Genomic DNA, 21,781 nt, shown 5'->3' with positions numbered 1-21,781 from the left:
CGGCATGGTCGTCGACTTCGATGCCGCGCTGTGGGCGTGGGTGGCTGAGCGCCCGGACAGCTGGACGTTCGTGAGCCTGCCCGGCGACCTGGCCGAAGACATCCGGGAACTCGCCGCCGGGCCGCGCCGGGGGTTCGGTTCCCTGCGCGTGCGGGCCGGCATCGGCGGCAGCAGCTGGGCCACGTCGATCTTCCCCGACCGCACGCACGGATACGTGCTGCCCGTCAAGCGGGCGATCCGCCGGGCCGAGGGCGTCGGCCCTGGCGACCGCGTGACCGTCAGCCTGGAGCTGCTCGACCTGTGACGAGCCCGCGCGGCCCGGGTTCCGCCGACGTGCTGCCCACTGCGGACACCCGGGGCTGACCGGGCGGGCGGCGAGAACGTCGGATTAGAAAACGTCCCGGCCACACCAGGGACGGGCCGGTCCGGACATCCCCGGGGAGCGGACCCGGTGGGTGGAGCGCCAGGACCGCACCGGCACGGTGGCGGTGGCGTGGGTGTCGGCCCGCGTGGGATGGGGACCGCGTTCCTGGCCGCCGCGCGTGGTGAGCCCGGCCCGCGCTGGGTGCCCGGCTCCGCCCTTACCCGCATCGACCCTGATCGGGCCCGCGTAAGGGATGTGACGCCCACGTCGGCGTGAACGTCCGATGCCGCATCCGTCACCTCAGGACGACGCTCGCCTCCGTCGAGCACGGAACGAAAGGGGCGAGGTCACCATCATGGTCACCGAGTGGGTCTGGGCCGGTGTTCCGGTCGACGTGTACTACCGCCACGAGGATCCGCGCCAGTCCGGCCACCGGGGCAGAAGGCCGAGGGCGCGGGGGCCGCGCCGCCCGCTCGCCAGGCGCCTCGTGCTGCCTCGGTGGCGCCCGGGCGAGTCCTCAGGCGGCGCCGCCGCGCCGCGCCGCCTGAGGACCGAGCACGACCGCGAGGACGCGTGAGCGCCGGTCCGTCACGAGGCCGTGTCCCGGGTTCCCGGGTCAGCCGGTGGGCAGCCGGTCACCGCGCGGCGGCGTGGATACCGGCGCCGGGTTCCGGTAGCCGAGGCGGCCGCGGGTCGCCAGCACGGTCACCACGGCCGCGACCGCCGAGGCGATCAGGAAGACGTGGGCCAGGTCGCGCGGGTCCATCGTCGGGAACAGCGGCAGCCAGGCGGTGGAGAAGAAGTTGTTGACGCTGATGTGCAGCAGCGCGGCGAGGGGAAGGCTCTCGCCGGTCCGGTTGAACACCCAGGTCATCACCACGCTGATCGCGGTGGCCGCGGCGCAGAACTCCAGCACCTCGACCACGCTGAAGTGCGGCCAGCCGCCCCACTCGGTGAAGAACAGCGGCAGGTGCCACACCCCCCACAGTGGACCGAGGATCAGGGTGCCGCGCAGCGGGCCGTACTTCGGCTGCAGGTAGGGCAGGGCGAAGTCGCGCCACCCCGGCTCCTCGGCCAGCCCGGTGGTCACCAGCTGGAAGGCCAGCCCGACCAGGTAGGCGATGAGCACCGACGCCGCGGGCACGCTCCAGCCGCCCGCGAACGGCAGGCTGGTGACGGCGAGGGCGAGCGGAACGCCGCCGAGCACCCCCACATACCAGCGCCAGTTGACCTTCCAGCGGGTCACGCGCCCGAGCCACCGGCGCAACCCGGCCCGGCCACCGATGAGGGCGGTGAGCACGAACGCCGAGAGCAGCGGGCCGGCGTAGGCACCGGGCAGCACCCCGAGCAGCTGTGTCGAGCCCAGGATCACGGGGAAGCTCAGCGGGATGACGCCGAGTCCGTTCTCGGAGAGCACGTAGGGCGCCCAGGCCAGCCAGCTCAGCGCGAACGACAGCACGAAGAAGCTCGCGAGTGGACGGTGAGCCGCGAACTCGCGCAGGCGGTGCCACGGTGGGGATTGCGTGCCGGCCATGTCGGCGGTGTCCTTTCCGGAAGGTGGGGGTTGGGGTGTCGGCCTGGCGGTCACCGGCGGTGCCGCCGGTAGTGCGCGATCAGCGCGACGCCGGACGCGGTCGTGAGCAAGCCGAGGCTGAGGGGCACGAGCGGGGAAACGTCGGCGAAGGAGGTCGCGGCGTTGGACGCCACGCCGGCCGCGAAGAGGATCCACAGCAGGGACAGGCGCAGCCGCCGTGCCGTGCCGTCCGCGCGTCGCACGGCGGCGGGTTCCCGCGAAGAGGTGGTGTTCGACATGCCGGAAACGCTACGGACGTGGGCCCGCGCGGCCGATCCCTTCAGCGCGACTGTTCGCGGTACAGCAGGCTGTACCCGCTCACCGCGGTGGCCGGTCCGCGGCGCTTCGCTAGGGTTGGCCCTCGAGGAGGTGCCATGCCGTCGTCCGCAGGCCAGCGGGTCAACCGCGCTGTGGCGCGCCGTGCCCGCTCGGCCTTCGCGTCGCTGGAACACCTCGTGGCGGGCCTCGGGTCGGCGGTGCTCGCCCTCGGCACGCTGACCTGCCTGCTGGTCGTCGCCGTGCTGAGCGTCGTGGGCGTGGGACTGCTGCTGGCGCCCTCCGTCCTGCGGCTGGTCCACCTGGTCGCGGAGCAGGAACGTGCCCGGCTGAGCCGCTGGGGCCCCGACGTGGTGAGCCCCGGGCCGCCGTCCGGCCGGCTCGAGGCCGCCCTGCGCGCCCCCGCCACCCGGCGCGAGATCGGGTGGCTCGCCGTCCATGCCGTGCCCGGATTCACGCTGGGACTGCTCGGGCTCACCCTGGCGCTCAACGCCGTCCGCGACGCCACGTTCCCGCTGTGGTGGTACCTGCTCCCGGAGAACGAGACCACCCCGTCGGTGGGCCTGTGGACGGTGCACGACGTGCCCGGCTCGCTGACCGTCGCGCTGCTGGGGGTCGGCTGGGTGCTCGTGTCGGCGGTGCTGCTGCCGGGGATGGCCCGGCTCCAGGCACTGCCGGGCCGCCGCCTGCTCCGGCCGGGCGCGGAGACCGATCTCGCCACGCGGGTCGCGCACCTGACCGCGACCAGGGCCGCGGCGCTCGACGCGCACGCCACCGAGCTCCGGCGGATCGAACGGGCCCTGCACGACGGCACCCAGAACCGGCTCGTCGCCATGACCGTGCTGCTGGGCGCGGCGCGCCGCGCCCTGGCGCGGGATCCGGCCGAGGCCGACACGATCCTCGGCCGTGCCCAGGACGCGGCCGAGGAGGCGTTGCGCGACCTGCGCGCGGTCGTGCGCGGCATCCTGCCACCGGTCCTGGCCGACCGGAGCCTGGCCGACGCGCTGGCCGCGCTCGCGGCGAGCTGCCCCGTTCCCTGCCGGGTCGACGCCGAGCTGCCCGGCCGGTACGCGGCCTCGGTCGAGGCGTCGGTGTACTTCGTGGTCGCCGAGGCCCTGACGAACATCGCCAGGCACAGCGGCGCACGGCACGCCACCGTGGTCCTCCGGCGGCACGGCGACCGGCTCAATGTCGACGTCACCGACGACGGCCGCGGTGGCGCGACCGAGAACGCCGGGTCCGGACTGGACGGTATCCGCCGCCGGATCGAAGCCCATGACGGAACCTTCTCGCTGGCGAGCCCCGCCGGCGGGCCGACCACCGTGACTGTGAGCCTGCCATGCGGATTGTGATCGCGGAAGACGACTCGCTGCTGCGCGAAGGCGTCGTGCTCCTGCTGCGCGCGGAAGGACTGGACGTCGCCGCCGCCACGGACAACCCGGGCGACTTTCTGTCCTCAGTGGACGAACATCGGCCCGATGTCGCCATCGTCGACGTGCGCATGCCGCCGACCCACACGAGTGAGGGCATCGCCGCCGCCGTCGAAGCCCGGCTGCGCAGACCGGACCTCGCGGTGCTGGTCCTGTCCGCGTACGTCGAGCAGAGCTTCGCCACCGACCTGCTGGCCACCGGCAGCGCTGGCCTCGGCTATCTGCTCAAGGAACGCGTCGGCCGGGTGACCGAGTTCCTGGACGCCCTGCACCGGGTGGCCGGGGGCGGCACCGCGATCGATCCCGACGTGGTCGCCCAGCTGCTGACCACCACCCGGAGCGACACGCGGCTGGACCGCCTCAGCCCCCGTGAGCGGGACGTGCTGGCCCTGATGGCCGAGGGACTGGGCAACAGCGCCATCGCCGAGCGGCTGGTGGTCACCGACGGCGCGGTGCACAAGCACATCCGCAACATCTTCGCCAAGCTGGACCTTTCTCCCGACGACCGCGCCGACCGGCGGGTGACAGCGGTCCTGCGCTACCTGGACAACGCGCGCCGCGGCGCGGGCACGCACCACCCTCGCTGAGGATCCGGAGCCCGGCGCGGTGCCCGATCCGTTCGATGTGGACGAAACGGTGCGGAGGAACTCCCGCGGACGGTGACCAGCGGCCGTCGTGACCGCCGGGCACCTTCCGTGCGGCCCGCCGCGCCGGTCGTGGCGCCGTTTCAGACCCGGGCGCGAGCGTGACCGTTCGGTACCGGTTCGGAAAGCCAGAGGCCGCGTAGCCGTCCGACGTCGGCCATCCGCCGCTCGGCGAGGAGGTCGGCGGCCCTGGCCGGGGTGGTGTGCGTGTCGGCGGCGCTCGCCAGGATCTCCCCGCAGGTGGTGAAGATCTTCTCGGCGCGCGCTCTCGCCCGCTGGTGGTTGAAGCCCTCGATCTCGTCGGCGACCTGGATCAGGCCGCCCGCGTTGACCACGTAGTCGGGCAGGTAGAGGATGCCGCGATCCCGGAGCAGCAGATCGATGCCGTCGTGGGCGAGCTGGTTGTTGGCGCCGCCGCACACGATCGGTGCCCGCAACGCGGGGACCGTCTGCTCGTCCAGCGCCCCGGCGAGCGCGCACGGTGCGTAGATGTCGAGCTCGCGGGACACCAGCCGCTCCGGGTCCTCCCTTTCCAGTTCGGGGTGGCGGTCGCGGAGGTGGTCGACGGCGGCGGCGTCGACATCGGCCACGACCACGGACGCACCGTCCGACAGCAGGTGCTTGACCAGCTTGCTGCCCACCTTGCCCGCGCCCGCCACGCCGACGCGCAGCCCGCGCAACGAGGCGGCGCCCCGGGTGTGCCTGGCGGCCGCGCGCATCGCCTGGTAGACGCCGAACGCGGTGAGCACCGAGGAGTCGCCCGACCCGCCGTGCTCGCGGGTGCGTCCGGTGACGAACCGGCTCTCCCTGGCGATGACGTTCATGTCCTCGGGGTAGGTGCCGACATCGCAGGCCGTGCGGTAGCGCCCGTTGAGCGACTCGACGAACCGGCCGTACGCCCGTAGCAGCGCTTCGCTCTTCAGCTCGGCGGGATCCCCGATGATCACGGCCTTGCCGCCACCGAGGTCGAGACCGGCGCACGCGGCCTTGTAGGCCATGGCGCGGGAAAGGCGGAGTACGTCGGTCAGCGCCTCCTCCTCGGATGCGTAGGGGTGGAAGCGGGTGCCGCCGAGTGCCGGGCCGAGCGCGGTCGAGTGGATCGCGATGATGGCGCGCAGGCCGCTGGCCCGGTCTTGGCAGAAGAGGACCTGTTCGTGGTCGGTGGACTCGGTGAGTGCGGGCATTCGTGCTCCTGGTGGGAGTTTCCAGCGGGACTGGGCAACAAAAAACCTCCCGTGCGAGGCACGAGAGGTGGGGCGCAGGCCGGGGGGTTGGTCAGCCTGCGCCGTCGATAATGATCAGTCCGAGGGACATGGGCGGCACTGTACAACCCGATGCGTCGGAGAACAAGGCCTGCTCGCGTGATGCTGCCGTTCCGCTGTCCTGTGTGGACAGAAGGGAGACCGGGCGGGTCCGTTCTCGTCCGCGGGTGGCCGCGTCGGGACGCCGCCGCGGGGAGACGGCGAGCGGGATTTCGTCGGAACGCACAATCGGGGGTGCGCAGAGTTGTCCATCACGACGAACACAGCGCCCCGATGCGGTGACTAGCGTCCTCCGGCATGACAGAACTGCGGAGGGTGCAGGAATGGCTCGAGGAGCGGATGCCGCGGCTGCTCGAGAAGTACCACGTCCCCGGCGCGGCGTGGGGTGTGCTCCAGGGCCCGGACATCGTCGACGGAGCGTCCGGCCTGCTGAACACCTCCACCGGGGTGGAGGCGACGGCCGACTCGGTGTTCCAGATCGGTTCCATCACCAAGCTGTGGACCGCCACCATGGTGCTGCAGCTCGTCGACGAGGGCCGGGTCGACCTGGACGCGCCCGTGCGGACCTACCTGCCGTCGTTCCGGATCGCCGACGAGGAGGCTGCCACCCGGATCACCGTGCGGCAGCTGCTCAGCCACACGGCCGGGTTCGAGGGTGACGTGTTCACCGACACCGGGGTCGGCGACGACTGCGTGGAGAAATACGTCGAGTGCCTCCGGGACGTGCCGCAGCTGTTCCCGCCGGGGGAGCGGTTCTCCTACAACAATGCGGGATACTGCGTGCTCGGCCGGCTCGTGGAGGTCCTGCGGGACCAGCCGTACGACGCGTGCCTGCGGGAGCACCTGTTCGCTCCGCTGGGGCTCACCCATGCCGCCACCGGGCCCTACGAGGCCATTCTGTTCCGGGCGGCGGTCGGGCACGTCGAGACCGAGACCGGGGCGGGCCACCAGCCCGCGCCGGTGTGGGCGATGGCCCGGTCGAACGCACCGGCGGGCTCGATGCTGGCGATGCGCCCGCGCGACCTGCTCACCTTCGCGCGGATGCACCTCGACGACGGCCGTGCCGCCGACGGAACGCCGGTGCTCGCGCCCGGGACCGCGGGGCGGATGCGGGCCCACCAGGTCGACCTCCCCCCGCTGGGCCTGATGGGGACGTCGTGGGGCCTCGGCTTCGAGCGGTTCGACAACGCGAACCGGACGATCGTCGGCCACGACGGCACCACCATCGGCCAGAGCGCCTTCCTCCGCATGGTGCCCGAAGCGGGGGTGGCCGTGGCGCTGCTGACCAACGGCGGCGACGTGGTCTCCCTCTACCGCGACGTCGTCGGCCACGTCCTGTCCGCGCTGGCGGGCACGTCGCTGGCGGAGCTCCCGGTGCCGCCCGCGCGACCGCGGCGGGTCGACGCGAGCCGCTATGCCGGGACCTACTCCGCCGAGGTCTTCGACCTGACCGTCACCCAGGACGACGACGGCCGGATCTGGATCGAGCAGGTGCCCAAGGGCGTCTTCGCCGAACAGCTCGGCGGGAAGGTCGAACGCACGGAGCTCGTGCACTACCGGGACGACATGCTCATCCCCCTCGAGCCCGACCGCGGCATGCACATGCCGCACGCCTTCGTCGGCGACGACGGTGCGGGCCGCGCGCTCTACCTGCACCTCGGCCGCGTCGTCCGGCGGGCAGGCGCCTGACCCGCCCGCACCACCGTCCGCAACCCCCTGCTCGCACCCACGGATCGGAACCGCCATGAAGCTGACCAACCTGGTGGCCTACGGCCTCGGTCTCTGCCTGATCGTCACGGCCGGTGCCGGCTGCGGCGGCCCGGCCTCGTCCGGCCCCGGCGAGAAGCAGTACGCCGACGGGGCGACGTTCACCCTGGGGATGTCCTCCGACCCGGGAAGCCTCGACCCCCAGATGGGGGCGGGCAGCATGCTGTTCACCGCCACCCAGTTCGCCTACGACGCGCTGCTGAGCGTCGACGGCGAGAACGGGGAGATCCGGTCCGCGCTCGCCGAGAGCTGGACCGTCGAGGGCACCCGGGTCGAGCTCACCCTGAACGAGGGCATCACGTGCGCCGACGGGCACCAGCTCACCGCCACGGACGTCGCGGACAGCCTGAACTTCGTGGCCGACCCGGAGAACCAGAGCCCGTTCCTCGGGACGTTCCTGCCCGCGGGCGCGCGGGCCGGGGGCGACGACGGCACCCGCACCGTGACGATCACGCTGCAGCAGCCCGCGCCGTTCGTGCTCAACGGGCTGGCCAGCCTGCCGATCGTGTGCCCGAGCGGGATGCGGGACAGGTCCGTGCTGAAGACGGGCACGGCGGGCACGGGGCCCTACGAGCTCACCGAAGCCGCCCCGGGCGACCGCTACACGTACACGATCCGCGACGGCTACACCTGGGGCCCCGGCGGGGCCACCACGGCGGCCGAGGGGATGCCGGACACGGTCGTCATCAGGGTGGTGCAGAACCCGACGACGACGGCCAACCTGCTGCTGTCGGGGGAGCTGAACGCGGCGCAGGTGGTCGGTCCCGAGGCCGAACGGCTCGACAAGGCCGGGCTTTTCGCCGCGCGAACGCCCGCCCTCCTCGGCGAGCAGTGGTACAACCATGCCGACGGCCGGGTCACCAGCGACCCGCGGGTGCGGATGGCGCTCACCCAGGCGCTGGACCTGGACCAGCTCCGGAAGGTCATGACCTCCGGGCACGGCACCCCGCCGACCACCCTCGCCGCGAACGAGCCCGTCGCCTGCCCCGGCGACTCGCTGTCCGGCGCCCTGCCGGAGCATGATCCCGGCGCCGCGGCGGCGCTGCTCGACGAGGCGGGCTGGACCATGGGCGGCGACGGCGTCCGGACCAAGAACGGCAGGCCGCTCGAGCTGGTGTTCCTGTACCAGAACAACATGGGCTCGGGCGGGGACGCCGCGGCGGAACTGGCTGTCCAGCAGTGGCAGGCCATCGGCGTCCGGGCGACGGCGCGCAGCCAGAACGAGACGGCCCTGACCGGGACGATCTTCGGAGCCGGTGACTGGGACGTCGCCTGGGTGTCGCTGAACGTCAACAGTCCTGACCAGCTCGTGCCGTTCCTCTCCGGGCCCGCCGCGCCGGACGGGACCAACTTCGCGGCCATCGCGAACCCCCGCTACGAGGCCAAGGTGGCCGACGCCATGAAGCTGCCCGGCGCCGAGGGATGCGCCACGTGGCTGGAGGCCGAGTCCCTGCTCGTCGAGGAAGCCGCCCTGGTGCCCTTCGCCAACGACCTCACGCGGACCTTCGGCTCGGGTGCGGAGTTCCGCACGCCGGGCGTGCTGATGCCGACGAGCATCCGGATGCTGGCGGGCTGACGGCATGTCCTCGACCGCGAATCCGGTGCTCGAGACGGCCTCGGGGGACGAGAGCGGCACCGGTCTCCTGCGCCGCCCGTGGACGCGGTTCGCCCTCCGGCGGCTGGTCCGGCTGCTGGTGTCGGTGTGGGTGCTGGTGACCGCGTCGTTCGCGATGATCCACCTCATGCCCGGCGATCCGGTCCGGGCTGCGCTCGGCCCCACGGCACCGGCCGCGCTCGTCGAGGCACGCAGGCACGCGCTGGGGCTGGACGAACCCCTGCTCGTGCAGTACGTCCACTACCTCGGCGGGTTGTTCACCGGCGACCTCGGCACCTCCCTGTCCGCGCAGCTGCCGGTGTCCGACATCGTGGCGCAGCGGCTGCCCGCGACGCTCACGCTGACCGTGCTCGCCTTCGCGGCCGCGGTCGTGATCGCGGTCCCGCTCGGCGTCACCATGGGAGTGCTCACCCGGGGAGGGCGCGGACGGCGCACCGAGCTGGCGTTCACCACCACCAGCGTCGTGCTCGGCACGATCCCCGACTTCCTGATCGGCGTGGGGCTCGTCGCCGTCTTCGGCGTCCACCTGGGCTGGCTGCCGGTGGCGGGCAACGCCACGCCCTCGGCCCACATCCTGCCGGTGGTCGCCATGGCGATCGGCCCCGCCGTGATCCTCGCCCGCATCCTGCGGGTGGAGATGGTGGGGGTGCTCGAGTCCGACTTCATCCGCACGGCCAGGGCGAAGCGGCTGCCCGCCCGCACCGTGTACTTCAGGCACGCGCTGCCCAACGCCGTGACCGCCGCCCTGACCCTGAGCGGGCTGATCCTCAGCGCGATGGCCGTCGGCACCGTCCTGGTGGAGAACGTCTTCGCCTGGCCGGGACTCGGGCGCACCATCGTCGACTCGATCCTGACCAAGGACTACCCGGTCGCGCAGGCGATCGTGCTCGTGTACGGCGCCGGGGTCCTGCTGGTCAACAGCGCCGTGGACGTCGCGCTGGCCCTGCTCGACCCTCGATCGATGATCCGGGAGGACTGAGCCATGGAACGTCGCTGGCTGCGGGTCCTGCGCACGCCGCTCGGCGCGGGCGCGGCCGCCCTGTGCGGCCTGGTGCTGGTGCTGGCCGTGGTGGCCCCGCTGGTGTGGGGCGCGGCCGCGGAGGCGGTGGACACCGCCGACATCCTGGCGGGCCCGTCGAGCGAGCACTGGGCGGGGACCGACAACCTCGGTCGCGACATCCTCGCGCGGGTGCTGGTGGCCACCCGGCTTTCGATCGGGCTGGCCCTGGCGGCGACGGCGATCGCCGTCCTGGTGGGACTCCTGCTGGGGTCCGCGCCGTACCTTCTCGGCCGGCGCGCCGGCCGCCTGATGACGGCGATCGTCAACGCCGCCGTCGCCTTCCCCGGCCTGCTGCTCGCGCTGTTCTTCGCGGTGGTGTTCGGGCTGGGCGCCCGGGGTGCCGTGCTCGCCATCGGCCTGGCCGGGGCGCCGTCGTTCGCCCGGCTCACCCACGCGCTGGTGGCGAACCTCGCGGCCAGGGACTTCGTGGCCGCCGCCCGCATCGCCGGGGTGGGGCGCTTGCGCGTGCTGTTCCGGCACATCCTGCCCAACGTCGCCGAGCCGCTGGCCGTGAACGCCACCATCGGCGCAGGCACCGTGCTGCTGTCGTTCGCCGGGCTGTCCTTCCTCGGCCTCGGCGTCCAGTCGCCGGACTACGACTGGGGCCGCCTGCTCTACGAGGGGGTGAGCGCCCTCTACGTGAACCCGATGGCCGCGCTGGCGCCGGGCGCGGCGGTGCTCCTCGCCGGGCTCGCGTTCAACCTCCTCGGCGAGTCGGTCGCCAAGGGGCTGGGCAGCCCCACCCTCCGCGGTGGTCCGCCGCCCGCCCCGTCCGCGGACGGCGACTCCCGCCGCGCACCGGCCGGGGAGGACGCCAGGGACGACGTCGAGGCCGCCGATCCCGACGTCGTGCTCGACGTGCGGGACCTGGAGGTGACGGTGCCCGGGCCCCGGGGCGCGATCCGGCCGGTGCGCGGGGTCTCGTTCACCGTGCGGCGGGGGGAGGCCGTGGGCGTGGTGGGCGAGTCGGGTTCGGGCAAGTCCCTGACCGCGCTCGCGGTCACCAGGCTGGTCGCCGACAGCGGGCACGTCGAAGCCACCCGGCTGCGGCTGCTGGGCGACGACCTGCGGGGCGCCGACACCCCGCGGCGGCGGCGACTCCTCGGCACGTCGCTGGCCATGGTCTTCCAGGATCCGATGACCTCGCTCAACCCGACCCGCAGGATCGGCGGCCAGCTCGCCGAGGTGGCGAGCCACCACCTGGGGATGCCCCGCCGGGAGGCGATGTCGCGGGCCGAGGACCGGCTCGGCGCGGTCGGGATCCCCGACGTCGGCCGCCGGGCCCGGCAGTACCCGCACGAGTTCTCGGGCGGGATGCGCCAGCGGGCGATGATCGGGATGGGCCTGATGGGCTCCCCGCGGCTGATCGTGGCCGACGAACCCACCACGGCACTCGACGTCACCGTGCAGCAGCAGGTGCTCGACCTGCTGGCCACCATCCGCGGGGACGACGCCGTCGGCCTCGTGCTGATCAGCCACGACGTCACGGTCGTCGGCGAGGTCTGCGACCGCGTGCTGGTGATGTACGCGGGCCGGATCGTGGAGGACCTGCCGACTTCCGAACTCGCCACGGGAGCCCGCCATCCCTACACCCGTGCCCTCGTCGCGGCCGTCCCGGACATGGAAACGGACATCGACGAGCCGCTCGCGACCATCCCGGGCAGGCCCGTGGACCCGGCCGAGTTGCCCGCCGGATGCGCCTACGCCGCGCGCTGCCCGCTGGCGGACGCCCGCTGCCGGGCCGAGGACCCGCCGCTGGTCGCCGACCCCGGCGGGCGGCGGGTGGCGTGCTGGCACGCCGGAGAGCCGCTCCCCGGCGGGACCGCGGAACACCCGGCCGACGAGCTGGTGGAGACGCCATGAGCGACCTTCGCTGGCAGGACGTGACCGTGCGGTACGGCAGGCACGTCGTGGTGGACCGGGTCGACCTCACCGTCCCCGAGGGGCGGATCGTGGGCCTGGTCGGTGAGTCCGGCTCCGGGAAGTCGACGCTGGCGCGGGCCGCGGTGGGGCTGGCGCCGGTGCACGGCGGAACCATCACCCTGGGCGGGGCACCGGTCCCGACCAGTGGCCGTCGGCGACCGCTGCAGATGGTGTTCCAGGACCCCTACGCCTCGCTCGATCCCCGGATGACCGTCGGCGACAGCGTCGCCGAGGCGATGCCTCCCGGCCGATCACGGCAACAGCGGCGCGCCGAGGTGGAACGGCTGCTCGAGCTGGTCCACGTCGACCCCGCCCGCGCGCGGACCCGGCCGGGCGGGCTCTCCGGCGGTCAGCGGCAGCGGGTGGCGATCGCCCGCGCCCTCGCCGCCCGGCCCCGGGTCGTGATCGCCGACGAGATCACCTCGGCGCTGGACGTGTCCATCCAGGGCGTGGTGCTCAACCTGCTGCGCGAGCTCCGGCGAGACCTCGGCCTGTCCATCCTGTTCATCTCGCACAACCTCGCGGTGGTCCGGTACGTGGCCTCGCACGTGGCGGTCATGCGCGCCGGCCGGATCGTCGAGCAGGGCCCCACCGAGCGGGTCCTCGGCCACCCGAACCACGACTACACGCGCACGCTGCTCGCCGCCGTGCCCGGAAGAAGGAGCCAGCCATGACCCGTCGCGCCCGGATCGACGACCTCAACGGCCTCGCCGTCCCCTCCCAGCCCGCGCTGTCGGCCGACGGCGCCCAGGTGGCGTACGTGCTGCGCACGCTCGACGTGGAGCGGGACCGCAACGTGGACGAGCTGTGGCTCGTCGCGGCCGGCGGCGGAACACCGCGACGGCTCACCCTCGGGCCCGCGGACACGGCCCCCGCGTGGTCCCCCGACGGCCGCCGCCTCGCCTTCGTCCGGGACGGCCGGCTCGCCGTCGTCCCCGCCGACGGCGGCGAGGTCGAGCTGCTGACCGGCTGCCCGCCGGGCGCGGGCGCGCCCCGGTGGAGCCCCGACGGTCGCCGGCTGGCCTTCACGGCACCGGTCGGCCCGGCCGGCGGCACGGACGCTCCCCTCGTGCTGGACCGGTTGGACTACCAGGCCGACGGCGCGGGCCTGCACGGTGGCGTGCGCAGCCAGCTGCACGTCCTCGACCTCACCTCGCGCCGGGTGCGCCGGCTGACCGACGGCCCGGACAGCGCGGGCGAGCCCGCATGGTCCCCGGACGGGACCACCCTGGCCTTCCCCCGGCGCTCCGGCGCCGACAGCGACCTCACCTGCCGCACCCCCGTGTTCCTGCTGGCGGTCGACCAGCCGGGCGCCGCGCCCCGCCAGGTCGCGCTCGCCGACGGGGTCGCGGGGACCGTCGAGTGGACCCCCGACGGGGCCGGTCTGCTCGTGACCGGCTGGCTCGGTGATCCCGCCGGCCACGCGCGCCTGCTGCGGGTCCGCCTCGCCGACGGGGAGGTCACCGACCTGAGCGGCCACCTCGACCGGAACGTGCTGCCCGGAGCCACCGGCTACCCTGGCGGCCCTCCCGCACAGGCCGGTGACCGGGTGCTGTTCTGCCTGCGCGACCGAGGGTGCACCCACCTCTGGTCGGTCGGCACCGAGGGCTCCGGGGCACGCCCGGTGCTCGACGGCGCCGGGCGGGTCGTCTCCGGCCTTGCCGTCGCGGCCGACCGCGCGGCCGTCGCACTCCGCACGCCGTCCTCGTACGGCGAGATCGTCGTGATCGACCTGGCCTCGGGCCGGGAACGGGTGCTGACCTCGCACGGCGCCGCGCTCGACGACGTGCTGCTGTACCCGCGGGAGGAGCGGACCTTCCGGATCAGCGACGGCACCGAGGTGCAGGCCTGGCTGGTGCACGACCCCGGCCGGAGCGGCGCGCGCCCGGTCCTGCTGGACGTGCACGGCGGCCCGCACAACGCGTGGAACGGCGCCGCCGACGAGGTGCACCTGTACCACCAGGAGCTGGTCGCGCGCGGCTGGGCGGTGCTGCTGGTCAACCCGAGGGGAAGCGACGGCTACGGCGAGCGCTTCTACCGCGGCGTGCACGGCGCGTGGGGCGTCGCCGACGCGGCCGACTTCCTGGAGCCGCTGGACCAGCTCGTCGCCGAGGGACTCGCCGACCCGGACCGGCTCGCCGTCACCGGCTACAGCTACGGCGGGTTCATGACGTGCTGGCTCACCGGGCACGACGACCGGTTCGCCGCGGCGGTCGCGGGCGGGCCCGTCAGCGACCTGGTGAGCATGAGCGGCACCAGCGACGACGCCCCGTTGCTGAACGCCTTCGAACTGGGCGGCGCGCCGTGGCAGCGGCCGGAGCAGTTCGCCGCGATGTCGCCGCTGACGCACGTCGGCAACGTCCGCACCCCCACCCTGGTGCTGCACGGGCAGGCCGACCTGACCTGCCCGCTCGGCCAGGCGCAGCAGTGGCACAGCGCCCTGCGCGAGCAGGGGGTGCCGACCCGGCTCGTGGTCTACCCTGGCGCGTCGCACGTCTTCGTCCTGACCGGCCGCCCCGCACACCGCCTCGACTACAACCGGCGCGTCCTCGACTGGGTCGAGCGGCACACCCGGCAGGACGGTCGCCCCCCGGTGGACCTCGGGCACTGGGAACGGCGCCTGGCCGAGCTGGCCGAGCGCCACGGCGTTCCCGGCGCCCAGCTCGGCATCCTGCGGCTGGACCCCGGCGCGGAACGCGGCGACGAGGTGTGGTGCGCCACCCACGGCGTGCTCAACGTCCGCACCGGCGCTCCGGTGCGGGCCGACTCGCTGTTCCAGATCGGTTCGATCACCAAGGTCTGGACGGCGACCGTGGCGATGGCGCTGGTGGACGAGGGACTGCTCCAGCTGGACACCCCGGTCGCCGAGGTGCTGCCGGAGCTCAGGCTCGCCGATCCCGACGTCACCAAGTCGGTGACCCTGCGCCACCTGCTCACCCACACCAGCGGGATCGACGGCGACATCTTCACCGACACCGGACGGGGCGACGACTGCCTCGAGAAGTACGTCGCCGGACTGGGCGAGGCGGAGCAGAACCACCCGCTCGGCGCCACCTGGTCCTACTGCAACTCGGGTTTCTCCCTGGTGGGCCGGATGATCGAGAAGGTCACCGGCACCACGTGGGACGAGGCGCTGCGGGACCGCCTGTTCTCGCCGCTGGGGCTGGCGCACACGGTGACGCTGCCCGAGGACGCGTTGCTGTTCGGTGCCGCCGTCGGCCACGACGAACGGGACGGGCGGACCGTCCCGGCCGCCGCGTGGACCCTGCCCCGGTCGATCGGGCCCGCCGGCCTGGTGACCTCCGCGGTCGCCGACGTGCTCGCGTTCGCGCGGATGCACCTGACCGGCGGGGTGGCCGCCGACGGGACCCGCGTGCTGAGCGAGCGGAGCGTCGACGCCATGGCGGCGATGCAGGCGGAGCTACCCGTCAAGCTCAGCCTCGGTGACTCGTGGGGGCTGGGCTGGATCCGCTTCGGGTGGGGCGAGCACCGGCTGATCGGGCACGACGGCAACACGCTCGGTCAGGCGGCCTTCCTGCGGCTGCTTCCGGAGCAGGGGCTGGCGGTCGCGCTGCTCACCAACGGCGGCCGCACGCGCGACCTGTACGAGGAGCTGTACCGGGAGATCTTCGCCGAGCTCGCCGGGGCGGACATGCCCGCCCCGTTCGCGCCGCCCGCCGAGCCGGTGCCGGTGGACGTGACGCCCCACGTCGGCACCTACGAACGGGCGTCGGTGCGGCAGGAGGTCGAGGACACCCCCGGCGGTCCCGTGCTGCGGACGGTGATCACCGGCCCGCTGGCCGAGCTCGTCCCCGATCCGGTCGAGGAGTACCCGATGACCCCGGTCGCGCCCGGCGTGTTCGCGGTCCGGCCGGGCGACGGGCAGACCTGGACGCCGGTCACCTTCTACGAGCTCTCCGGCGGCGAGCGGTACTTGCACTTCGGCGTGCGCGCCACCCCGAAGGTGCGCTGATGGAACCGGGCATGACCGACCTGCTGGAGGACATCCGGGCGATGGTGGAGTGCGAGTCACCGTCGGCGGACCTGACGGCCGTGGCGCGTTCGGCGGAGGTGGTCGCCCGGGTCGGGGCCGGGCACCTGGGCGCCGAGCCCGAGCGCATCGTGCTCGACGGCCACACCCACCTGCGCTGGCGCACCGGCGGCGGGCCCGCCCGCGTGCTGCTGCTGGGCCACCACGACACGGTGTGGCCGCTGGGGTCCCTCCGGACCCGTCCGTGCACAGTGGAGGGCGGGGTGCTGCGGGGCCCCGGCTGCTTCGACATGAAGTCGGGTCTGGCCATGGCGTTCCACGCCGCGGCGGGGCTGGCCGGGGTGACCGTGCTCGTCACGGGTGACGAGGAGCTCGGCTCTCCCTCCTCCCGGGAGCTCGTCGAGCGCGAGGCCCGCGGTGCCGCGGCGGCGCTCGTGCTCGAGGCGTCCGCCGAGGGCGGTGCGCTGAAGACGGAGCGCAAGGGGGTCTCGCTGTACGAGATCCGGGTCACCGGCCGGGCGGCGCACGCGGGCCTGGAGCCGGAACGCGGCGTGAACGCCACCCTGGAGCTGGCACACCAGGCTCTCGCGGTGAGCGCGATCGCCGATCCCGCCGCCGGGACCACGGTGACCCCGACCCGGGCGAGCGCCGGGACCACCACCAACACCGTGCCCGCCCACGGGACGTGCACGGTCGACGTGCGGGTGCGCACCGCCGCGGAGCAGGCCAGGGTGGACCGGGCGATGCGGGCCCTGGTTCCCGTCCTTCCCGGCGCGGACGTCGAGGTCACCGGCGGACCGAACCGCCCGCCCCTGGAGGCGAGCTCCTCGGCCGCGTTGCTGGAGCGGCTGCGCCTGCTCTCGGCGCGGCTGGGGCTCGGGGACCCGGGTGCGGTCGCCGTGGGCGGCGCGTCGGACGGCAACTTCACGGCCGGGGTCGGTACGCCGACCCTCGACGGGCTCGGTGCGGTGGGCGGGGGCGCGCACGCCGACCACGAGCACGTCCTGATCGACCACCTGCCCGGCCGCACGCGGCTGCTGCGCGCGCTGCTCCAGGACCTGCTGGCTCCGGCCGGCGAGCCGGCCGTGTCTGGTGGTGCCCTGCCGTGACGGCACACGAACAGCTCAGCGGCACGCCCGCCGGGAACGCGGCCACGGCCTCGTCGGCCTCGTCGGCTTCGTCGGCGCCGGGAGCCGAGCGGGCGGTGCGGGACGCCGACCGCGCCGCGCAGGCGGCCGGGGTCGCCGTGCGGAGGCTGACCCGGCTGGAGGAGCTGGACGCCGTGGTCGGGCTCCTCTCCGAGATCTGGGGGCGGGCCGGGAACCCGCCGGTCACCCTGGAGCTGCTGCGTGCCTTCACCAAGGCGGGCAACTACGTCAGTGGCGCCTTCGAGGACGGGCGGCTGGTCGGGGCCTGCGTGGGGTTCTTCCACGCTCCGGACGACGACGCGCTGCACAGCCATATCGCCGGGGTCTCCGGCCTCGCCGCCGGGCGCAGCATCGGCTTCGCGCTCAAGCTCCACCAGCGGGCCTGGGCCCTGCGCCGCGGGGTGTCCGACATCGCCTGGACGTTCGACCCGCTGGTCAGCCGCAACGCCTACTTCAACCTCGTCAAGCTGGCGGCCAGGCCGGTCGAGTACCTGCCGAACTTCTACGGCGCCATGGCCGACAGCATCAACGGGCACGACGACACCGACCGCCTGCTCATGCGGTGGAGGCTGGACGACGCGGAGGTCCACCGCGCGTGCGCGGGCACCCACGTGAACCTGGACGCGGCCGGTGAGCTGGCGGCCGGTGCCGTGGTGGCGCTCGACCGCACGAGCGGTGAGCGTCCCCGGCCGGGGCGGCTCGACGGGCGCACGTCCCTGGTCGCGGTCCCGAGGGACATCGAGCGGATGCGCGTGACCGATCCGGGGCTGGCCCACGAGTGGCGGATCACCGTCCGCGAGGCGCTGATGACGCTCGCCGACGACGGCGGCCGTGTCGTCGGGTTCGACCGCGCGGGCTGGTACGTCGTGAGGAGGACACCGTGAAGCTGACCGCTGTCGAGCTGCGGCGCATCGCGATGCCGCTCGTCGCGCCGTTCCGGACGTCGTTCGGTACGCAGCACACCCGGGACATCCTGCTGGTGCGTGTCCGCACCGAGGAGGCCGAGGGCTGGGGCGAGTGCGTGGCGATGGCGAGCCCGCTCTACTCCGCGGAGTACGTCGACGGGGCCGCCGACGTGCTGCGCGGCCACCTCGTCCCGGCCCTGGTGGCCTCCGACGTCCCGGACGCCGGCGCCGTGGCGCCTGCCCTGTCGGCGGTCAAGGGGCACCGCATGGCGAAGGCGGCGCTCGAGATGGCGGTGCTCGACGCGGAGCTGCGCGCGGAGGGCCGCTCGTTCGGGCGCGAGCTCGGCGCGGTCCACGATCGGGTGCCGTGCGGGGTCTCGGTGGGGATCATGGACAGCGTTCCCGAACTGCTCGACGCCGTCGGGGCCTTCCTCGACCAGGGCTACGTGCGGATCAAGCTGAAGATCGAGCCCGGCTGGGATGTCGAGCCGGTGCGCGCCGTCCGGGAACGGTTCGGCGACGACCTGTTGCTGCAGGTCGACGCGAACACCGCGTACCGGCCCGGGGACGCCCGGCACCTGGCCCGGCTCGACGCGTTCGACCTGCTGCTCATCGAGCAGCCGTTCGACGAGGAGGACCTGCTCGGGCACGCCGACCTGGCCCGGCTGATCCGGACGCCGGTCTGCCTGGACGAGTCGATCGGGTCCGCCCGGGACGCCGCCGCCGCCATCCGGCTGGGAGCCACCCAGGTGGTCAACATCAAACCGGGCCGGGTCGGCGGTTACCTGGAGGCCCGGCGCATCCACGACGTCTGCGCGGCGCACGGCGTGCCGGTGTGGTGCGGCGGCATGCTGGAGACGGGCCTGGGGCGCGCGGCGAACGTCGCGCTCGCCGCGCTGCCCGGGTTCACGTTGCCGGGGGACACCTCGGCGTCCGGTCGCTACTACGCCACCGACGTCACCGAACCGTTCGTGCTCGACGAGGGGCATCTCGCGGTGCCGGCCGGCGCGGGGCTGGGGGTGACACCGGTGCCCGAGCGGCTCGAGGCCGTCACGACCGCGAGCGAGTGGCTCGACCTCTGACCCCGTCGGACCGCGTTGGTGGATCCGCACGAAATGAGGACCTCGATTTCGTTTGATCTGACGACTAGGCTCCGTGCCTGCGCCGTCTACGGTCGGAAGGTGTCCCAGGCCATGAACGTGCGGCCGCGGGCGAGCCTCGCCCGAGTCCTCGACGATCTCGGCACGACCCTGCTCGACCTCGCGCACGGCGATCCCGCCCGGGTCCGGGACATCGGCGGGGTGGTGATCTACGACCCGCTCGACGCGCCGGTGCTGCCCCGCCACGCGCTGGTGCTCGGCGTCGGCGTGGAGTCCCCGGAGCGGGTGACGGGCTTGCTGCGCGAGCTGGGGGAGCAGGACGCGGCCGGACTGGTGCTCCGGGCTCCCGTGCCGCTGACCGACGAGGTGCGGTCGGCGGCCGAGCGGTCGGGGGTGGCGCTCCTCGGGCTGAGCCGTGGCGCGCCGTGGGGGCATCTCGGGGAGATGCTGCGCTCGCTGCTGGCCGAGGGCGACGTGGGTTTCGAGGAGGCGGAGTCGCTGGGCGGGTTGCCGTCCGGTGACCTGTTCGCCGTCGCCAACGCGATCGCGTCCCTGCTCGACGCCCCGGTCACCATCGAGGACCGCAACTCGCGGGTGCTGGCGTTCTCCGGTCGCCAGGACGAGGCCGACGCGTCGCGGGTCGAGACGATCCTGGGGCGGCAGGTCCCGGAGCGGTACGCGCGGGTGCTGCGCGAGCGCGGGGTCTTCCGGGACCTGCTGCGCAGTGAGATGCCCGTGTACGTGGACTCCGTGCTGCACGCCGACGAGGGGCTGACGCTGCCCAGGGTCGCCGTCGCCGTCCGCGCGGGAGACGAGGTGCTCGGCTCCGTCTGGGCCGCGGTGACCGGGCCGCTGAGCGAGGACCGCATGGTCGCCCTGCGGGAGTCGGCGCAGCTGGTCGCCCTGCACATGCTCCGGGTCCGCGCGGGTGCGGACGTGCAGCACCGGCTGCGGGCGGACCTGTTGCGCACCGCGCTGGAGGGCGACGAAGGGGCCGGTGAGGCACTGGGGCGGCTGGGCCTGGCCGGGCAGCCGCTGCAGGTGCTCGGCGTCGCCCTCGACGAGCGCGCCCCGTCCGGCCGGCACGCGCCGTCGGAGACCGCGCAGGACCGGGAACGGCTCACCGGTGCGTTCGCGCTGCACCTGGGCGCGGTGCATCCGCGCTCGGCCGCCGCCGCCATCGGCGACGTCACCTACGGCCTGCTCCCGCTCGCGGGCGCCGCCGAGGACGCGGAGTCGCACGCCCTGCGGATCGTGCAGGAGTTCGTCGACCGGGTGGGCAGGCGGCTCCCGACGCTCGCCGCCGTCGGACCGGTCGCGCTCGACGTGCGGGACCTGGCCGGAAGCAGGACCACGGTGGACCGGGTGCTCAGGGTGCTGCGCGAGGGCAGGGGAGGCCGCACGATCGGGGTCCTGGACGAACTCCAGGGCGAGGCGCTCGTCATGGAGCTGCGGGACATCGCGCGCGCCCGCGGCGACGCCCCCACGGGTGCGGTGGCCCGCCTGATCGACTACGACCGCAGGCACGGCGGCAACCTGCTCGGCACGTTGCGCGTCTGGCTGGACTCGTTCGGGGACGTCACCGTCGCCGCGGAATCCCTGTTCCTGCACCCGAACACGTTGCGCTACCGGCTTCGCCGGGTCGGGGAGGTCGGGAGGATCGATCTCGCCGACCCGGAGCAGCGGTTCGCCGCGATGCTGCAGCTGCGGGTGCTGCCACCCGAGGCCCTGCCCGACGTTTCCGGCGAGTAGGCCGGTCCCGCGGGGCCGCTCCGCGCTCGTCGCCCGCCGGGCGCGGGGCAGGGCATGATGGTGCGGTGCTGGCGCAAATTCACTCGGTGTCCGCGGTGGCCAGTGGGTGCCTGCAGGTGGTGCCGGGGACGGTGGCCGAGCCGTTGCGGCCCTATGTGGCCGGCTACTCCGGGTTCCGCGCCACTCCGGAGGGGGCGCTGCTGCGGCGGATCCTCCCGTTCAACGTCGCCACGCTGATCGTCGACTGGACCGGGGCGCCGCCGCTGGTGACCGGCCCGCGCGCCACCGGCCTGCGGTACCAGGGGCCGGGCTGGCGCGACGGGATCTCCGTCGGGGTGACCCCGGCCGGGGTGCGCGCCCTGCTCGGCGTGCGGCAGAACGAGCTGGCCGACCGGATCGTGCCGCTCGACGACGTGCTCGGGCCGTGGGCGGGGCGGCTGGCCCGGCGGCTCGCGGAGGTGCCGGACTGGGCGGGCCGGTTCGCGGTGCTGGACCGGTGGTTCGCCGCGCGGCTCGCCTCGGCCGGGGAAGCCGACCCGGAGCCGGTGATCACCCGGGCGTGGTGGCGGCTGCAGACCGGGCCCGCGCCGGTCACGATCGGCGCGCTGGCCGCCGAGTTCGGCGTGAGCCGGCGGTACCTGCAGCTCGGCTTCCGCCGCCAGGTCGGGCTCACGCCGAAGACCGTGGCCCGCATCGCCCGCTTCCAGCGCGCCGCGGTCGCGATGGCTGGGCCGCGCGCCACGGCGGCGGGGCCCGGCCACGGTTTCGCGGACCAGTCCCACTTCTGCCGGGAGACGCGGGCGCTGGCCGGTGTCACGCCGCGGGAGCTGTTCGCGTTCCTCCAAGACGCGCACCCCCGCCGTGCCTAGTGTTCGGCTCAGTGTCAGGGTGATGTTGCCGCTGTTGCGGTGGTTGGGATCCTGGCCGTTGGTGATCTGGCTCGTAGTGTCGTTGCCGCCCGTGGGTTGGCG

The 21,781-nt window shown here is 74.0% G+C and carries 17 protein-coding genes and 1 pseudogene; 15 read left to right on the top strand and 3 right to left on the bottom strand.

Annotation, left to right across the window (positions count from 1 at the left end; all coding sequences use genetic code 11):
• Window positions 1-4: 4 nt before the first annotated feature.
• The gene (locus B0I33_RS15395) at window positions 5-304 is read left to right on the top strand and encodes a DUF1905 domain-containing protein (protein WP_106179479.1); all 300 of its coding nucleotides are present in this window, start codon (window positions 5-7) and stop codon (window positions 302-304) included.
• A gap of 415 nt (window positions 305-719) precedes the next feature.
• Complete coding sequence (locus B0I33_RS15390) at window positions 720-941, top strand: hypothetical protein (RefSeq protein WP_106179478.1); 222 nt, start codon at window positions 720-722, stop codon at window positions 939-941.
• A gap of 39 nt (window positions 942-980) precedes the next feature.
• Here B0I33_RS15390 and B0I33_RS15385 read toward each other — a convergent pair whose 3' ends face one another.
• Window positions 981-1,898 (bottom strand): CPBP family intramembrane glutamic endopeptidase, encoded by a 918-nt coding sequence (locus tag B0I33_RS15385; protein WP_106179477.1) that lies wholly within the window; start codon window positions 1,896-1,898, stop codon window positions 981-983.
• A gap of 50 nt (window positions 1,899-1,948) precedes the next feature.
• Window positions 1,949-2,176, bottom strand: a complete 228-nt coding sequence (locus tag B0I33_RS15380) for a hypothetical protein (RefSeq protein ID WP_106179476.1) — start codon at window positions 2,174-2,176, stop codon at window positions 1,949-1,951.
• A 135-nt stretch (window positions 2,177-2,311) separates the two neighbouring features.
• Here B0I33_RS15380 and B0I33_RS15375 point away from each other — a divergent pair, with 135 nt between their 5' ends.
• Both B0I33_RS15375 and B0I33_RS15370 read left to right on the top strand, forming a co-directional pair.
• Complete coding sequence (locus tag B0I33_RS15375; protein WP_106179475.1) at window positions 2,312-3,565, top strand: sensor histidine kinase; 1,254 nt, start codon at window positions 2,312-2,314, stop codon at window positions 3,563-3,565.
• Window positions 3,553-4,230 carry a response regulator gene (locus B0I33_RS15370; protein ID WP_106179474.1) on the top strand — a complete coding sequence of 226 codons (678 nt, stop codon included), beginning with the start codon at window positions 3,553-3,555 and terminating at the stop codon, window positions 4,228-4,230. Before B0I33_RS15375 ends, B0I33_RS15370 begins: the two co-directional genes overlap by 13 nt.
• Before the next feature lie 140 nt (window positions 4,231-4,370).
• Here B0I33_RS15370 and B0I33_RS15365 read toward each other — a convergent pair whose 3' ends face one another.
• Entirely contained in the window at window positions 4,371-5,471 is a 1,101-nt protein-coding gene (locus B0I33_RS15365; RefSeq protein WP_106179473.1) for a Glu/Leu/Phe/Val dehydrogenase dimerization domain-containing protein, read from the bottom strand.
• Between the two features lie 375 nt (window positions 5,472-5,846).
• Between B0I33_RS15365 and B0I33_RS15360 the strand changes: the two genes are divergently transcribed.
• The 11 genes and pseudogenes from B0I33_RS15360 (at window position 5,847) to B0I33_RS15310 (ending at window position 21,679) form a co-directional block, all read left to right on the top strand.
• Window positions 5,847-7,238 (top strand): serine hydrolase domain-containing protein, encoded by a 1,392-nt coding sequence (locus B0I33_RS15360; RefSeq protein ID WP_106179472.1) that lies wholly within the window; start codon window positions 5,847-5,849, stop codon window positions 7,236-7,238.
• 55 nt (window positions 7,239-7,293) lie between these two features.
• Entirely contained in the window at window positions 7,294-8,892 is a 1,599-nt protein-coding gene (locus tag B0I33_RS15355) for an ABC transporter substrate-binding protein (protein WP_106179471.1), read from the top strand.
• 4 nt (window positions 8,893-8,896) lie between these two features.
• Window positions 8,897-9,910 (top strand): ABC transporter permease, encoded by a 1,014-nt coding sequence (locus B0I33_RS15350; protein WP_106179470.1) that lies wholly within the window; start codon window positions 8,897-8,899, stop codon window positions 9,908-9,910.
• A gap of 3 nt (window positions 9,911-9,913) precedes the next feature.
• Window positions 9,914-11,854, top strand: a complete 1,941-nt coding sequence (locus B0I33_RS15345; protein ID WP_106179469.1) for a dipeptide/oligopeptide/nickel ABC transporter permease/ATP-binding protein — start codon at window positions 9,914-9,916, stop codon at window positions 11,852-11,854.
• Window positions 11,851-12,567, top strand: a pseudogene (locus tag B0I33_RS15340) (ABC transporter ATP-binding protein); the annotation flags it as partial. The gene B0I33_RS15345 and the pseudogene B0I33_RS15340, both read left to right, overlap by 4 nt.
• 17 nt (window positions 12,568-12,584) lie before the next feature.
• On the top strand, window positions 12,585-15,887 hold the full coding sequence (locus B0I33_RS15335; protein ID WP_106179467.1) for a serine hydrolase: 3,303 nt from the start codon (window positions 12,585-12,587) through the stop codon (window positions 15,885-15,887).
• Between the two features lie 11 nt (window positions 15,888-15,898).
• On the top strand, window positions 15,899-17,014 hold the full coding sequence (locus B0I33_RS15330; protein WP_106179809.1) for a M20 family metallopeptidase: 1,116 nt from the start codon (window positions 15,899-15,901) through the stop codon (window positions 17,012-17,014).
• Window positions 17,015-17,109: 95 nt separating this feature from the next.
• Complete coding sequence (locus tag B0I33_RS15325) at window positions 17,110-17,937, top strand: GNAT family N-acetyltransferase (protein WP_106179808.1); 828 nt, start codon at window positions 17,110-17,112, stop codon at window positions 17,935-17,937.
• Window positions 17,934-19,040, top strand: a complete 1,107-nt coding sequence (gene menC, locus B0I33_RS15320; protein WP_106179466.1) for an o-succinylbenzoate synthase — start codon at window positions 17,934-17,936, stop codon at window positions 19,038-19,040. Before B0I33_RS15325 ends, menC begins: the two co-directional genes overlap by 4 nt.
• Before the next feature lie 111 nt (window positions 19,041-19,151).
• The gene (locus B0I33_RS15315) at window positions 19,152-20,810 is read left to right on the top strand and encodes a PucR family transcriptional regulator (RefSeq protein WP_106179465.1); all 1,659 of its coding nucleotides are present in this window, start codon (window positions 19,152-19,154) and stop codon (window positions 20,808-20,810) included.
• Window positions 20,811-20,875: 65 nt separating this feature from the next.
• Window positions 20,876-21,679 carry a helix-turn-helix transcriptional regulator gene (locus B0I33_RS15310; RefSeq protein WP_146147504.1) on the top strand — a complete coding sequence of 268 codons (804 nt, stop codon included), beginning with the start codon at window positions 20,876-20,878 and terminating at the stop codon, window positions 21,677-21,679.
• Window positions 21,680-21,781: the final 102 nt, after the last annotated feature.

This window comes from Prauserella shujinwangii, assembly GCF_003001955.1.
Taxonomy (GTDB): Bacteria; Actinomycetota; Actinomycetes; order Mycobacteriales; family Pseudonocardiaceae; genus Qaidamihabitans; species Qaidamihabitans shujinwangii.
This window is presented reverse-complemented; position numbering and strand designations above follow the sequence as displayed.